Genomic DNA, 15,344 nt, shown 5'->3' with positions numbered 1-15,344 from the left:
CGCCTGCCCGTTTTTCGTTGTACGCCTCGGCGGTGCATCGCACCGCCTCCCGGTTCCACGCTATTCATCGCTTGCCACGCAGACGTCGCGGCAGGCTGGCGCACGCGGTCGCTCTGCCGAACCGCGCACGACCAAGGAGACAACTCGTCATGACCCGCCCCGACACGCTCGATCTCGGTCGCACCGAATCGGCCGGCCTTGCGATCGAGCACCACTCGATCGACTACATTCCCGAACACGAGCGCCACGCGAAGCTCGCCAGCCAGGGCCCGTTCTGGTTCCTCGGCAACTTCCATTTCTTCACGATCTCGATCGGCTTCGTCGGGCCCGGCATGGGCCTGTCCGCCGGCTGGACGACGCTCGCGGGCGCGCTCGGGATCATGTTCGGCACGATCTTCATGGCGTTTCACGGCTCGCAGGGGCCCGAGATGGGGCTGCCGCAGATGATCCAGTCGCGCGCGCAGTTCGGCTATCGCGGCGTGATCGTCGCGCTGCTCGCGACGTTGTTCGTGTTCGTCGGCTTCAATGTCGTCAACGTGTCGTTGATGGTCGACGGCGTGCACAACGTATTCGGCATCGATGGCGGCTTCGTCGCCGTCGCCGCCGTGACGACGGGTGCGCTGCTCGCCATCTACGGCCATGACCTGATGCATCGGACTTTCACATGGGCGCTGATCGCGACACTGCCGCTCTATGCGCTCGTGACACTCGCACTCGCGCTCGGCCATGCGACGCCGGCACCCACTACCGTTGCACCGGTTGCCGCTCCGGGCTTCAGCTGGATCGCGTTCGCAACGCAATTCGCGATCGCCGCGAGCTACAACATTTCATATGCCCCGTATGTGTCGGACTATTCGCGTTATCTGCCGAAAAACACGAGCCGCGCGAAGCTGATCGCCGTGATCTTCGCCGGCGCGTCGCTGTCGGGCACCTGGATGATCGGCCTCGGCGCGTGGCTCGCGCAGAAGCTGCATGCGGCCGATGCGCTGGTCGCGATGAACGACGTCGGCACGTCGCTCGTGCCGGGCCTCGGCAAGCTGATCGCGATCGTCTCGCTGGTCGGCTTCCTGCCGATCATCGCGCTCAACGCGTACAGCGCGATGCTGACCGTACTGACCGCCGTCGATTCGATCGTGCCGATCCGGCCGACGCGCCGCGCGCGCGTCGCATCGATCATCGCGATCAGCACGTTCGTGCTGGCCTGCGTATTCGCGATCCGCGGCAACGGCATCGCGCTGCTGCAGACGTTCCTCACGCTGATGCTCTACTTCCTCGTGCCGTGGACCGCCGTGAATCTCGTCGACTATTTCTTCGTGCGCCGCGGTCACTATGCGATCGCGCACTTCTTCATGTCGAACGGGCTCTACGGCGCGTGGCAACCGCGCGGCATCGTCGCCTACCTCGTCGGCTTCGCGGCGATGGTGCCGTTCTTCTACATCTTCGACGCCGAGGCGAACCGCGAGATTTTCGTCGGACCGTTCGCTCGCCTGCTCGGCGGTGTGGATATCGCGTGGCTCGTCGGCCTGGTGGTCGCGGGTGCGGCGTACTGGCTGCTGTCGCGGTCGCTCGACCTCGCACGCGAACGCCGCATCATTGCCGAGACGCCCTCACCTGAAACGCTCGCCGGGCCCCTCGAACACGAGCGCGCATGATCACGCACTGCCAGTGACACCGGGCCAGCCCGTCACGGCATAAGTCGCGCCGCCGGCCGCGCCGCCCGATCATCGAGCGCGGCGGCCGGCACGCAACCCGCTCGCGTTATTGCACCGCGTTGCGCAGTGTCTTCGCGGCGGCGACCATGTTCGTCAGCGCCGGAATCACTTCCGCCCACTGGCGCGTCTTCAGGCCGCAGTCCGGGTTCACCCACAGGCGTTCCGCCGGAATCCGCTCGGCCGCCTTCTTCATCAGGCCGACGATGTGCGCCTGCGTCGGGATGTTCGGCGAATGAATGTCGTACACGCCCGGCCCGATTTCGTTCGGATACTTGAAGGTGTCGAACGCGTCGAGCAGCTCCATGTCCGATCGCGACGTCTCGATCGTGATCACGTCCGCATCCATGTCGGCGATCGACGCGATGATGTCGTTGAACTCCGAATAGCACATGTGCGTGTGGATCTGCGTATCGTCCTGCACGCCGTTCGCGGCGATGCGGAACGATTCGACCGCCCACTTCAGGTACTCGCCCCACTGCGCGCGGCGCAGCGGCAGCCCTTCGCGCAGTGCGGCCTCGTCGATCTGGATCACGCGCACGCCGGCCTTCTCGAGATCGAGCACTTCTTCACGGATCGCCAGCGCAAGCTGGTAGCACGACACCGAGCGCGGCTGGTCGTCGCGCACGAACGACCAGTTCAGGATCGTCACCGGGCCGGTCAGCATGCCCTTCATCGGCTTGTTCGTCAGCGACTGCGCGTACGTGATCCATTCGACCGTCATCGCCTTCGGTCGGCTGATGTCGCCGAACAGGATCGGCGGCTTCACGCAGCGCGAACCGTACGACTGCACCCAGCCGAACTGGCTGAACGCGTAGCCGTCCAGCTGCTCGCCGAAGTACTCGACCATGTCGTTGCGCTCGGCTTCGCCGTGCACGAGCACGTCGAGTTCGAGCGATTCCTGTTCGCGCACGCTGCGTTCGATCTCGGCCTGCATCGCCGCGCGGTAACCGGCTTCATCCAGCGCGCCGGCCTTGAACTGGCTGCGGGCCTGACGGATTTCGCCGGTCTGCGGGAACGAGCCGATCGTCGTCGTCGGGAACGCCGGCAGGTTCAGGCGTGCCGACTGCTTCCGCGCGCGCTGCGGATATGGGCTCGCGCGGTTGCCGAGCTGCGCGTCGATCCGGGCGATCGCGGCCTTCACCGCCGAGTTGTTCACGCGCGGCGACTGGCGACGCGAATGAATCGCGGCGGCGTTCGCGGCCAGCGCGTCGGCCACCTTGTCGCGGCCTTCGTTCAGTGCGGTCGCGAGGACCTTCAGCTCGTCGAGCTTCTGCAGCGCGAACGCGAGCCACGAACGGATTTCCGCATCGAGCTTCTCCTCGCTCGCGAGATCGACCGGCACGTGCAGCAGCGAGCACGACGGCGCGAGCCACAGGCGATCGCCCAGTTGCTTCGCGAGCGGCTCGAGCCAGTCGAGCGTCGCGTTCAGGTCGGTCTTCCAGATGTTGCGGCCGTTGATCGCGCCCACCGACAGCACGCGCCCGGCCGGCAGGTCACGCACCAGCGCGTCGACGTCATCGCGTGCGTTGATCGCATCGACATGCAGGCCGTCGACCGACAGCGAGCTCGCGAGCGCCAGATTGCCCTGCAGTTGGCCGAAATACGTCGCGAGCAGCACCTTGATGCGGCGCGTTTCGAGCGCGGCGTATGCGGTCTTGAACGCTTGTTGCCATTCGTCGTCGAGTTCGGTGACGAGGATCGGCTCGTCGATCTGCACCCATTCGACGCCCTGCGCGGTCAGCGTGTCGAGCAGCGCGCCGTACACGGGCAACAGCTTCGGCAGCAGTGCGAGGCGGTCGGAATCGTCCTTCGCCTTGCCGAGCCACAGATACGTGACGGGGCCGAGGATCACCGGCTTCGCGGCCACGCCCTGCGCCTGCGCTTCCGCCAGTTGCTGGAGCAGGCGCGACGGGTCGAGCGAGAAGTTCGTGTCCGCGTGGAATTCCGGCACGATGTAGTGGTAGTTCGTATCGAACCACTTCGTCATTTCACCGGCCGCGACGCCGCCGCAGCACGCGGCATGCGCGTCCGCCGACTGCGCCGAACGGCCGCGTGCGACGCGGAAATAGTTGTCGAGCACGTCGCCGTGAAAACCCTGCACGCGCTTCGGCAGGTTACCGAGTGTGAAGCTCATGTCGAGCACCTGATCGTAGAACGCGAAGTCGCCGATCGGCACCAGGTCCAGGCCGCGCTGGTCGTTCCAGTGACGCTGGCGCAACTCGGCGCCCAGCGCCTTCAGCTCGTCGCGCGACGATTCGCCTTTCCAGTAGCGTTCGAGACCGAACTTGAGTTCGCGCTTCGCGCCGATGCGCGGAAAACCGAGGTTGTGTGTCGTGACCATGAGCTGCCGTCCAGAAGAGAAATTGAATGTCCGGGAGCCATGATAGGGATTTCAAACCATGAAATAAAATGGCATTATTTCATTCATCCATTAAAGTTATTCATGTATTTGTTGCGCGAGCGATATCCATGCTGGAACGATTCCATCTCGTCGTCATTCGTGAGGTCGAGCGCCAGGGCTCGCTGACCGCGGCCGCCCATGCGCTGCACCTCACGCAATCGGCGCTCAGCCATACCGTCCGGAAGATCGAGCAGCAGCTCGGCACGCCGATCTGGGATCGGGAGGGTCGCGGCCTGCGGCTCACGCAGGGCGGGCAGTATCTGCTGAAGCTGGCGCACCGGCTGCTGCCGCAGTTCGAGCTCGCCGAGGAGCGGATGAAGCAGTACGCGAAGGGCGAGCGCGGCACGCTGCGCATCGGGATGGAGTGCCACCCGTGCTACCAGTGGCTGCTGAAGGTCGTGTCGCCCTACCTGTCGCGCTGGCCCGACGTCGACGTGGACGTGAAGCAGCGCTTCCAGTTCGGCGGCATCGGCGCGCTGTTCGGCTATGACATCGACGTGCTCGTGACGCCCGATCCGCTGAACAAGCCGGGCCTGCGCTTCGACCCTGTGTTCGATTACGAGCAGGTGCTGGTGGTCGCCGATTCACACCGGTTCGCGAACGCCGACTACGTGACGCCCGAGCAGCTGACCGACGAGATCCTGATCACCTACCCGGTCGAAACCGACCGGCTCGACATCTACAACCAGTTCCTGACGCCAGCCGGCATCGTGCCGAGGCGACACAAGTCGATCGAGACGACCGACATCATGCTGCAGATGGTGGCGAGCGGGCGCGGCGTGGCCGCGCTGCCGAGATGGCTTGCCGACGAATACGCGGACCGGATGCCGGTCGTGCCGGTCAAGCTGGGCAAGAAAGGGATCGCGAAGCAGATCTTCCTCGGCATCCGCGAAGCAGATGCATCGATCGACTATCTGGCCGCGTTCGTCGCGCTCGCGCGCGAATCGACGTGGAGCGCGCCGCGCATGCTGCGCTAGGCGCGCTTCGTTGCGCAGTGCGTCAGGCGGCGCGCATGCCGATGCGTTCGCCGCGCTCGACCCACGCGCCGAACAGCAGGCCGATCGTCGTCCACATGATCACCTGCATGCCGATGGCCGCCACGCGGAACTTCCACAGCAAGGCCGCCGGGAACTCGGCCGGCAACTCGCTGACCGACGGCAACCCGATCTGCACGGCCGCGATGATCGCGACGAACACGAGCCCGGCGACGATCGACGCGTTCCACTGCCCGAGCTTCGCCAGCAGATGGCGGCGCACGCTGACCGAGAACACCATCGTCGCGACCGAGATCGCGATCATCAGGAAGAACAACCCCGTGCGATAGCCGATCGTGTCGGGGTCGCCGACCGACGGCGGATTGGCCGGGTACTTGAGGTTCGGCACGATCACGAGCGAGACGAACGACGCCAGCGCGAGCCACGCAGCCAGCGGCCGTGCCGGGAGACGGCTGCCTCGGCCATACGCATAGGCAAAGACGAGCGAGAACAGCCCGCCGAATGCCGCGCCGTAGGTCACGACGCCCGTCAGCAGACCGAAGCCGGCTTGCGTGTGGCGGCTGACCAGTTCGGGTTCCGGTGCTTCGCCTCGGGCGGCTTCGGTTTTTTCCTCGAAGGAGATTGCCTGATCGACTTGCGGTTCGCCGACTATTTTCGCGAAACCGAACGTGAGGAGGCCTGCGGCGATGCCTGCGAGCATCCCGCGCATGAGCAGCTTTCCGACCATCGTGAACTCCGCGTCAGTGGCAGGGGAAGCCGAGCAGATGGCGGCCGTCGTGGACGAACTCGTGGACATACATGCCCGGCACCAGCGACGTCGCGCCTTGTTCCGCACCGACGAAATACAGCGCGAGCAACAGGATCAGGCCGGCGAACACGGCCCACGGCAACAGTTCGCGGACGGGGATGGGTGCCGGCACGACCGCCGGCTTCAGCACTGCTTCGCTCATGGATGCACCTCAGGGGAATCGCGCCCCGACAAATGTTGGATGGGTACGAAGGCAGGTCTGGCTTCCGGGATCATGGATCACCGGTTACAGTGGCGCGACCGCGCCGGAATTGCACCGGCTTCCGCGTTTCGTATCGGGCGAATTGTACGCGCGAACGTTCGCGTATTGAAGCGGCGACCGGCGATCGCATTCACTCGTCCCGGATCATCCGAACAACGACATGAACATGCCTGCCTCGCTGCGCCTGATCGCGCACGCCTCGACCCGGGCAATGCGCACCGGTACGTTTCCCGACGACGACCCGCTCGACGCGCACGGGCTCGCCGACGCCGCGGCGCTGCACGACCGGTGGGCACGCGTGACCGGCGCGCGCGTGCTGTGCAGCCCGGCCCGCTGTGCGGTGCAGACCGCCGATGCGCTCGGCCTGCGTGCCGACATCGACGACGCGCTGCGCGACATCGATTACCGAAACTGGCGCGGCAAGCGGCTGCACGACCTCGCACGCGACCTGCCTGACGAAGTGGCCGCGTGGATCGGCGATCCCTCCGCGTCGCCGCATGGCGGCGAATCGTTCGATGCAGCGATGCGCCGCGTCGGCACATGGTTGAACGCGCTGCAACACGGCCGCGACATCGTCGCCATCACGCATGCGCCGCTCGTTCGCGCGGCCGTCGCGCATGCGCTGCGAATGGATCCCGGCGCGGCAATCCGCATCGACGTCGCACCACTGTCGTGCACGACATTCGCTGCGTCGCCGCACGGATGGACGTTGATCGCCGCCGACGACCGGCGCGACACTGCGGCGTAGCCGCCTGCCGTGTCGCGTTCGCCATATCGGGCACGACACGAGCCGACGGGTCGCGTCGTATCGCAATTGCCTGGCGATGTTCACCTTACATCGTTGCAAGACACGACGTTCGTTGTCCCTGCTGTCATCAAACTGACTGCTAGCCGAAGCTAGGATCGGTCGCGGTTCCCTTACGAGATACCGTCATGAATCAGCCTGCTTCATCTGCCCCGAACAATTCGGGTTCCGTCGAGCGCACCAGGCAGCTCGGCTACGCCGTCTTCCTGCTGGTGCTCGCGATCGGTGCGATCTATATCGCCACGCACCTGATCGACGATCTGTCGCCGATGCGCGAAGGATCGCTGTTCCCGTACCTGATGCTCGGCGCCGCGCTGCTGATCGCGCTCGGCTTCGAATTCGTCAACGGTTTCCACGACACCGCGAACGCGGTGGCCACCGTGATCTATACGCACTCGCTGACACCGAACGTCGCGGTGATCTGGTCCGGCCTGTGGAACTTCCTCGGCGTGATGATCTCGAGCGGCGCCGTCGCGTTCGGCATCCTGCAACTGCTGCCGGTCGAGCTGATCCTGCAGGTCGGCAGCGGTGCGGGCTTCGCGATGGTGTTCGCGCTGCTGATCGCCGCGATCGTCTGGAACCTCGCGACCTGGTATTTCGGGTTGCCGTCGTCGAGCTCGCATACGCTGATCGGGTCGATCATCGGCGTCGGGCTGATGAACCAGCTGATGCACGGGCCGTCCGGCACGAGCGGCGTCGACTGGGGCCAGGCGCTCGGCGTCGGCAAGTCGCTGCTGCTCTCGCCGCTCGTCGGCTTCCTGTGCGCGGCGCTGCTGCTGCTCGTGCTGAAAACCCTCGTGCGGATTCCTGAGCTGTACAAGGAGCCGCCGAAGGACCAGCCGCCGCCGTTCTGGATTCGTTGCCTGCTGATCCTGACCTGCACGGGCGTGTCGTTCGCGCACGGCTCGAACGACGGCCAGAAAGGGATGGGGCTCATCATGCTGATCCTGATCGGCACGGTGCCCACTGCCTATGCGCTGAACAAGGCCGTCACACCGGCCGAGACGCAGACCTTCGTGGCGGTCGCGAACCAGGCCGCCGCGACGTTCGGGAAGTACACGAACGGCGTTGCACCGTCCGCGAACCCGCGTGCCGACGTCGAGCTTTACGTACAGCATCGCGAACTGACGCCGGCCGTGATCCCCGCCGTACAGCAGTTGTCCGCATCGCTCGCCACCGCCGTCGGTGCATCGGGCTCGATGGCGGCCGTGCCGCAACGCGACGTCGACAACGTGCGCAACACGATGTATCTGGTCTCCGAAGCCATCCGCCTGATCGAGAAGTCCGGCCGGCCCGCGTTCGCCGCCGACGACAAGCTCGCGATCGACAACTATCGCAAGCAGCTCGACCACGCGACCAAGTTCATTCCGACGTGGGTGAAGGTGGCGGTCGCGATCGCACTGGGCCTCGGCACGATGGTGGGCTGGAAGCGGATCGTCGTGACCGTCGGCGAGAAAATCGGCAAGCAGCATCTGACGTACGGACAGGGCGCATCGGCCGAACTCGTCGCGATGCTCACGATCGGCGCGGCCGACGTGTACGGATTGCCGGTGTCGACGACGCACGTGTTGTCGTCGGGCGTCGCGGGCACGATGGCGGCGAACGGATCGGGCTTGCAGTGGGGCACGGTGCGCAGCCTCGTGCTGGCGTGGGTGCTGACGCTGCCGGCGTCGATCGTGCTTGCCGGCGGGCTCTACTGGCTGTTCCGGTCGGTGGCGTAAGCGGTAATGCAGCGGGTGGCCGGGAGGAGCCGGCTACCTGCTGGCCTCGCTGTTCCGCTGTTCCGCTGTTCCGCTGTTCCGCTGTTCCGCTGTTCCGCTGCTCCGCTGTTCCGCCGTCCCGCCGTTCCGTCTCTCCGTCTCTCCAATTCGACTCGTCGAGGCATTCGGTGCGTCCATGCCGTCGCGAATGCTCACCCTCTCCCTTTCCCGAATTGAAGCGCAAGATCTGGAGCGCGCCGGCGCATCGACATCCGTAGACTGGGTTCATCAACATTTACCGTGGACTCGACCGTGCGGACGACGTGCCCGAAGCATTCCGCACGACTGCATGGCGCCACATCGCTGACGAACCGAGGTATGCCCGTGAACATTGCCGACCTGCAACCTGCCGTCGAATCACTGGAAATTGCGCAACGCGTCGACGCGATCGACTGGACGACTGTCGATGCCGATCTCGATCGCTATGGATGCGCGCGCGTGCCGGGTCTGCTCTCGGCCAGCGAATGCGCGACGCTCGCATCGCTCTATCCACACGATGCGCTCTATCGCTCGCGCGTCGTGATGGCGCGGCACGGCTTCGGTCGCGGTGAATACAAGTATTTCGCGTATCCGCTCCCCGCGGTCGTCGCCGAGCTGCGCGCGACGCTCTACCCGCATCTCGCGCCCATCGCGAATCGCTGGAACAAGGCACTCAGAATCGACGTCCGCTATCCGGCAAACCACGCGACCTTCCTCGATCGCTGCCACGCGGCAGGACAGACGCGACCGACGCCGCTGATCCTGCAATACGACGCCGACGACTACAACTGCCTCCATCAGGACCTGTATGGCGAGCACGTCTTTCCGCTCCAGGTCGCGATCCTGCTGTCGGCGCCTGGCCGCGATTTCACGGGTGGGGAGTTCGTGCTGACGGAACAGCGACCACGCATGCAGTCGCGCGCGGAAGTGGTGCCGCTGACACAAGGCGACGCCGTCATCTTCGCCGTGCACGGCAGGCCCGTGCAGGGAACGCGCGGCGTCTATCGCGTCAACCTGCGTCACGGCGTCAGCCGGATTCGGAGCGGCCATCGCCACACGGTCGGCATCATCTTCCATGACGCGCAGTGACGGCTAACGGAACGAGCACGACGCTGCCGCGCCATCCGCCACGCAGGCGCATTCTCGCGGGACATGCTGCGCATCCGACGGGCCAATCGCGCGTGATCGATCAGGGCTCTTCGCGAACAGGTATCACCACGCGATCAGTTCAGTCAGCCGCCATGACAGATGACCTTTTCGTTTCTCGTCAAACCGTCGCTGCACGCTGGGCCGATATTTGGAGTGAGCGACAGAGCGCCCATACGCTCACCTGCCGCGGCACGCAGTCGACGGGAAACCCGGCCTACCCGCGCGCCACATTTGCCCGCAGCCGGTCGCCCGCATCGGAGGCGAGCCGAGCATAGCCCGGCAACGTCAGCAACGCGAGCACGCCCGCTGCGGCGAACGCCCAGCGAAAGTCGTCGAGTACGTAGTGCATGCCGGCCTCATCGCCCCTTACCAACGCCGCGAGTCGAAGCGACAACGCACCGAACGCAATGCCCATCCCGATCGTCATCTGCTGAGCAGCGCTCCACAGCGTGCTGGCCGCGCTTGTCTGCTGGGCCGGGATATCCGCATAGGCGAGCGTCGCGAGCGTCGTGAACTGCATCGACCGCGTCAGTCCGTAGACGAATACGACGAGCAGCGTGATCGCCAGTGGCGTCGATGCAGTCAGCCAGCCGCATGCGATCGTGAAGAGGCCGACTATCGTCACGTCGACGAGTGCGACGCGCCGAAAGCCGTAGCGGTCGAGAATCCACGACGTTCCCGCCTTCATCCCGAGATTGCCGAGCGCACTCGCGAGCAGCAGCAGGCCGGACTGGAACGGCGACAGCCCGAAACCGATCTGGAACAGCAGCGGCAGCAGGTACGGCACGGCATTGATGGCCATCCTCGTGATCGACCCGGTCATCACGGTCACCGAGAACGTCGGCACTTTCAATGTCGTGAAGTCGAGCAGCGGATGCGCGCAACGTTTCGCATGCCACCAGGCGGCGATGCCGAACAGCACGCTCGCGCCCACCAGAACGGCTGCGCGCGTAAAGTGGACGTCCTGCTGGCCGGCCGCTTCGGTGCCGATCAGCAGACAGGTCAGCGCCCCCCCGGCGAGCACGAAGCCAACCCAGTCGAGCGGTCGTTGCTCGTCGGCCCGCGTGTTCCGGACGATCAGCCAGGTGCAGACCAGTGCGGCAATGCCGAACGGGACGTTCAGCAGGAAGATCCACCGCCATGATGCATAGGTCGTGATGAAGCCGCCGATCGGCGGCCCGACGACAGGAGCGACGATGCCTGGCCACGTGATCGTCGCGATCGCGCGCATCAGCTTCGCCTTCTCGGTGCTGCGAACGACGATCATGCGCCCGACCGGCACCATCATCGCCCCGCCGACGCCTTGCAGCAGGCGCGCAGCGGTGAAGGTCACGACACCTTCGGACAACCCGCACAGCACCGATGCACCGGTAAAGACGACGATTGCACTGGCGAACACCGTGCGCGAGCCATACCGGTCCGCAATCCAGCCGCTGATCGGGATGAACACTGCCAGCGCCAGCATGTAGGCCGTCATCCCGAGGCTCAGCGCATTCGGCCCGACACCGAACGAGCGCGCCATTTGCGGCAGCGCGGTCGCGATCACGGTCGTGTCGAGGTACTCCATGAAGAACGTTGCGGCGACGAGATACGGCAAGAAGTCGGTCGTCCGACCACTTTGGGCAGGGCTGTCAGTCATGAACGGTGCGGGAGACGGAAGACGGCGGACCCCGACCGCCAACGGATGCCTGGAAGCATCGGGAATCGGGACGAATGGTGATATTACCTCGAAGGGCTTGCACGCCGCTCTGTAGGGCATGTCGCGCGAATGGACTTTATGCGCATAGATTTTTTATGATGATTTAGCGCTGTTTGCGTTGCGTGCGTCGATGATCATGTTGACGCAACGTGTCGAATGACCAGTGGATGGTCTGGAGGGCTTTCGTCCAGACTTATCAATTTCCGGCAATTTTCGACAAACATCGCTCATCGTCGGCCATTGTTGGGCCATTTATGGATGGTTCGACGTTAGATGAACACTCACTGCGTGTCGATTGATGTAGCGAGCGCACCGGGAGATGTCGGTGGCACCGAGTTGTAGATCGCTCAAGACTAACCCAGGCGCCGGAGAGAGAAATTGCCGCCTTGATCGGAGATGGCAGCAATAGGCCAATGGATCGCGGGTGATACTGGCCGATTGGCGTGCCGGGAGCTGCGAGCTCTCGGGAACGGCAGGCGTCTGAATCGACACATTCGGCGCGTGGATATGGCTAGGCCGTCCACTACGCGCCCCCATGCATTTCCGCCGCGCCAATGCAAAAACCCCCGCCTTTCAGGCGGGGGTTTTTGGCTTAGGGAGCCTGACGATTACCTACTTTCACACGGGAATCCGCACTATCATCGGCGTAGAGTCGTTTCACGGTCCTGTTCGGGATGGGAAGGGGTGGGACCGACTCGCTATGGTCATCAGGCAAAGAGGGTTGTTGCGCTGGCTTCGCAGCACAACCAATCTTGGAAGAAGCAGTAATTTTGAGTTGTGTGTATCACACACGAGAATCCAACCAGTCCTGGCTCACATCGCATGGAGCCGAAACAGACTTGTTATAGGATCAAGCCTTACGGGCAATTAGTATCAGTTAGCTGAACGCATTACTGCGCTTACACACCTGACCTATCAACGTCCTGGTCTCGAACGACCCTTCAAGGGAATCTAGTTCCCAGGGATATCTCATCTTAAGGCGAGTTTCCCGCTTAGATGCTTTCAGCGGTTATCTCTTCCGAACATAGCTACCCGGCGATGCCACTGGCGTGACAACCGGTACACCAGAGGTTCGTCCACTCCGGTCCTCTCGTACTAGGAGCAGCCCCCTTCAAATATCCAACGCCCACGGCAGATAGGGACCAAACTGTCTCACGACGTTTTAAACCCAGCTCACGTACCTCTTTAAATGGCGAACAGCCATACCCTTGGGACCGGCTACAGCCCCAGGATGAGATGAGCCGACATCGAGGTGCCAAACACCGCCGTCGATATGAACTCTTGGGCGGTATCAGCCTGTTATCCCCAGAGTACCTTTTATCCGTTGAGCGATGGCCCTTCCATACAGAACCACCGGATCACTATGACCTGCTTTCGCACCTGCTCGACTTGTCGGTCTCGCAGTTAAGCACGCTTATGCCATTGCACTATCAGCACGATTTCCGACCGTACCTAGCGTACCTTCGTACTCCTCCGTTACGCTTTGGGAGGAGACCGCCCCAGTCAAACTGCCTACCATGCACTGTCCCCGACCCGGATCACGGGCCAAGGTTAGAACCTCAAACAAACCAGGGTGGTATTTCAAGGACGGCTCCACCGAAACTAGCGTTCCGGTTTCATAGCCTCCCACCTATCCTACACAGATCGGTTCAAAGTCCAATGCAAAGCTACAGTAAAGGTTCATGGGGTCTTTCCGTCTAGCCGCGGGTAGATTGCATCATCACAAACACTTCAACTTCGCTGAGTCTCGGGAGGAGACAGTGTGGCCATCGTTACGCCATTCGTGCAGGTCGGAACTTACCCGACAAGGAATTTCGCTACCTTAGGACCGTTATAGTTACGGCCGCCGTTTACCGGGACTTCAATCAAGAGCTTGCACCCCATCATTTAATCTTCCGGCACCGGGCAGGCGTCACACCCTATACGTCCACTTTCGTGTTTGCAGAGTGCTGTGTTTTTATTAAACAGTCGCAGCCACCAGTTTATTGCAACCCTTTCACCCTCCTGGCGCAGGCCAGTCAAGCTACAAGGGCGTACCTTATCCCGAAGTTACGGTACCAATTTGCCGAGTTCCTTCTCCCGAGTTCTCTCAAGCGCCTTAGAATACTCATCTCGCCCACCTGTGTCGGTTTGCGGTACGGTCATCGTTAGACTGAAGCTTAGAGGCTTTTCTTGGAACCACTTCCAATTGCTTCGCTCCCTAAGGAGCTCGCGCCACACCCTTGAATTACGCGCCCGGATTTGCCTAAGCGCCTTCTCCAATGCAGCGACCGGGACTTCCAACACCCGGACAACCTTCCGCGATCCGTCCCCCCATCGCATCTAACAATGGTGCAGGAATATTGACCTGCTTCCCATCAGCTACGCATTTCTGCCTCGCCTTAGGGGCCGACTCACCCTACGCCGATGAACGTTGCGTAGGAAACCTTGGGCTTACGGCGAGGGGGCCTTTCACCCCCTTTATCGCTACTCATGTCAGCATTCGCACTTCCGATACCTCCAGCACGCTTTTCAACGCACCTTCTCAGGCTTACGGAACGCTCTCCTACCATGCGTGCAAAGCACGCATCCGCAGCTTCGGTATATAGCTTAGCCCCGTTACATCTTCCGCGCAGGACGACTCGATCAGTGAGCTATTACGCTTTCTTTAAAGGGTGGCTGCTTCTAAGCCAACCTCCTGACTGTTTTAGCCTTCCCACTTCGTTTCCCACTTAGCTATATTTGGGGACCTTAGCTGGCGGTCTGGGTTGTTTCCCTCTTGACACCGGACGTTAGCACCCGATGTCTGTCTCCCGTGATTGCACTCTTCGGTATTCGGAGTTTGCTATGGCGGGGTAATCTGCAATAGACCCCCCAACCATGACAGTGCTCTACCCCCGAAGGTGAGACACGAGGCACTACCTAAATAGTTTTCGGAGAGAACCAGCTATTTCCAAGTTTGTTTAGCCTTTCACCCCTATCCACAGCTCATCCCCTAACTTTTCAACGTTAGTGGGTTCGGACCTCCAGTACGTGTTACCGCACCTTCATCCTGGCCATGGATAGATCACTTGGTTTCGGGTCTACGCCCAGCAACTGAACGCCCTATTCGGACTCGCTTTCGCTACGCCTGCCCTATACGGTTAAGCTTGCTACTGAACGTAAGTCGCTGACCCATTATACAAAAGGTACGCCGTCACCCCTTTCGAGGCTCCGACTGTTTGTATGCATGCGGTTTCAGGATCTATTTCACTCCCCTCCCGGGGTTCTTTTCGCCTTTCCCTCACGGTACTGGTTCACTATCGGTCGATCACGAGTATTTAGCCTTGGAGGATGGTCCCCCCATCTTCAGACAGGATTTCACGTGTCCCGCCCTACTTGTCGCACACCTAGTTCTTTCATACTGTTTTCGCCTACAGGGCTATCACCTGCTATGGCCGCACTTTCCAGAGCGTTCGGCTAACAATACAAATAAAGAGTGCAAGGCTCATCCCATTTCGCTCGCCACTACTTTGGGAATCTCGGTTGATTTCTTTTCCTGCGGTTACTTAGATGTTTCAGTTCACCGCGTTCGCTTCACATGGCCTATGTATTCAGCCATGGATACTCCAAAAGGAGTGGGTTTCCCCATTCGGACATCTACGGATCAAAGCTTGTTTGCCAGCTCCCCGTAGCTTTTCGCAGGCTACCGCGTCCTTCATCGCCTGTGATCGCCAAGGCATCCACCACATGCACTTGTTCGCTTGACCCTATAACGAGTCTGTCTCGCGACAGTCGCTACAGGTTGAGTTCTCGCGTTGTGCCGTATTCCAATTTAAGTCGAACATAGAGTTCGAATCATCTTGAGATACATCG

Annotated in this window: 9 protein-coding genes, 2 rRNA genes and 1 riboswitch; of the genes, 5 read left to right on the top strand and 6 right to left on the bottom strand. The window is 62.3% G+C overall.

Annotated features, from left to right (window positions below):
- Positions 1 to 149 precede the first annotated feature (149 nt).
- Positions 150 to 1,652, top strand: a complete 1,503-nt coding sequence (locus CFB34_RS05845; RefSeq protein WP_089441612.1) for a cytosine permease — start codon at positions 150 to 152, stop codon at positions 1,650 to 1,652.
- 106 nt (positions 1,653 to 1,758) lie between these two features.
- Here CFB34_RS05845 and metE read toward each other — a convergent pair whose 3' ends face one another.
- Entirely contained in the window at positions 1,759 to 4,053 is a 2,295-nt protein-coding gene (gene metE / locus CFB34_RS05840) for a 5-methyltetrahydropteroyltriglutamate--homocysteine S-methyltransferase (protein ID WP_089441611.1), read from the bottom strand.
- 128 nt (positions 4,054 to 4,181) lie between these two features.
- On the opposite strand from metE, the gene CFB34_RS05835 reads away from it, so the two are divergent.
- Positions 4,182 to 5,090, top strand: a complete 909-nt coding sequence (locus tag CFB34_RS05835; protein WP_089433228.1) for a LysR family transcriptional regulator — start codon at positions 4,182 to 4,184, stop codon at positions 5,088 to 5,090.
- A 22-nt stretch (positions 5,091 to 5,112) separates the two neighbouring features.
- Here the strand turns inward: CFB34_RS05835 and CFB34_RS05830 are convergent, their stop codons facing one another.
- The gene (locus tag CFB34_RS05830) at positions 5,113 to 5,835 is read right to left on the bottom strand and encodes a CbtA family protein (protein WP_089441610.1); all 723 of its coding nucleotides are present in this window, start codon (positions 5,833 to 5,835) and stop codon (positions 5,113 to 5,115) included.
- A gap of 13 nt (positions 5,836 to 5,848) precedes the next feature.
- A complete protein-coding gene (locus tag CFB34_RS05825; protein WP_089441609.1) occupies positions 5,849 to 6,058 on the bottom strand; it encodes a CbtB-domain containing protein in 210 nt (69 codons plus the stop codon).
- A 32-nt stretch (positions 6,059 to 6,090) separates the two neighbouring features.
- Positions 6,091 to 6,233: riboswitch (cobalamin riboswitch) on the bottom strand.
- Positions 6,234 to 6,278: 45 nt separating this feature from the next.
- Here CFB34_RS05825 and CFB34_RS05820 point away from each other — a divergent pair.
- From CFB34_RS05820 to CFB34_RS05810, 3 genes are all read left to right on the top strand, one after another.
- Entirely contained in the window at positions 6,279 to 6,866 is a 588-nt protein-coding gene (locus CFB34_RS05820; protein ID WP_089441608.1) for a histidine phosphatase family protein, read from the top strand.
- 185 nt (positions 6,867 to 7,051) lie between these two features.
- Positions 7,052 to 8,644 carry an inorganic phosphate transporter gene (locus CFB34_RS05815; RefSeq protein WP_089441607.1) on the top strand — a complete coding sequence of 531 codons (1,593 nt, stop codon included), beginning with the start codon at positions 7,052 to 7,054 and terminating at the stop codon, positions 8,642 to 8,644.
- A gap of 363 nt (positions 8,645 to 9,007) precedes the next feature.
- Positions 9,008 to 9,751, top strand: coding sequence for a 2OG-Fe(II) oxygenase (locus tag CFB34_RS05810; RefSeq protein ID WP_089441786.1), 744 nt, complete (start codon positions 9,008 to 9,010; stop codon positions 9,749 to 9,751).
- 274 nt (positions 9,752 to 10,025) lie between these two features.
- Here CFB34_RS05810 and CFB34_RS05805 read toward each other — a convergent pair whose 3' ends face one another.
- The 3 genes from CFB34_RS05805 to CFB34_RS05795 form a co-directional block, all read right to left on the bottom strand.
- Positions 10,026 to 11,450, bottom strand: coding sequence for a DHA2 family efflux MFS transporter permease subunit (locus CFB34_RS05805; protein ID WP_089441606.1), 1,425 nt, complete (start codon positions 11,448 to 11,450; stop codon positions 10,026 to 10,028).
- A gap of 659 nt (positions 11,451 to 12,109) precedes the next feature.
- Positions 12,110 to 12,222 (bottom strand): 5S ribosomal RNA (gene rrf / locus CFB34_RS05800).
- A gap of 134 nt (positions 12,223 to 12,356) precedes the next feature.
- A 23S ribosomal RNA gene (locus CFB34_RS05795) occupies positions 12,357 to 15,238 on the bottom strand.
- Between the last annotated feature and the right edge of the window lie 106 nt (positions 15,239 to 15,344).

This window comes from Burkholderia sp. HI4860, from assembly GCF_002223045.2.
Taxonomy (GTDB): domain Bacteria; phylum Pseudomonadota; class Gammaproteobacteria; order Burkholderiales; family Burkholderiaceae; genus Burkholderia.
Note: the sequence above shows the minus strand (reverse complement) of the source record. Positions and strands in the feature narration are given on the sequence as shown.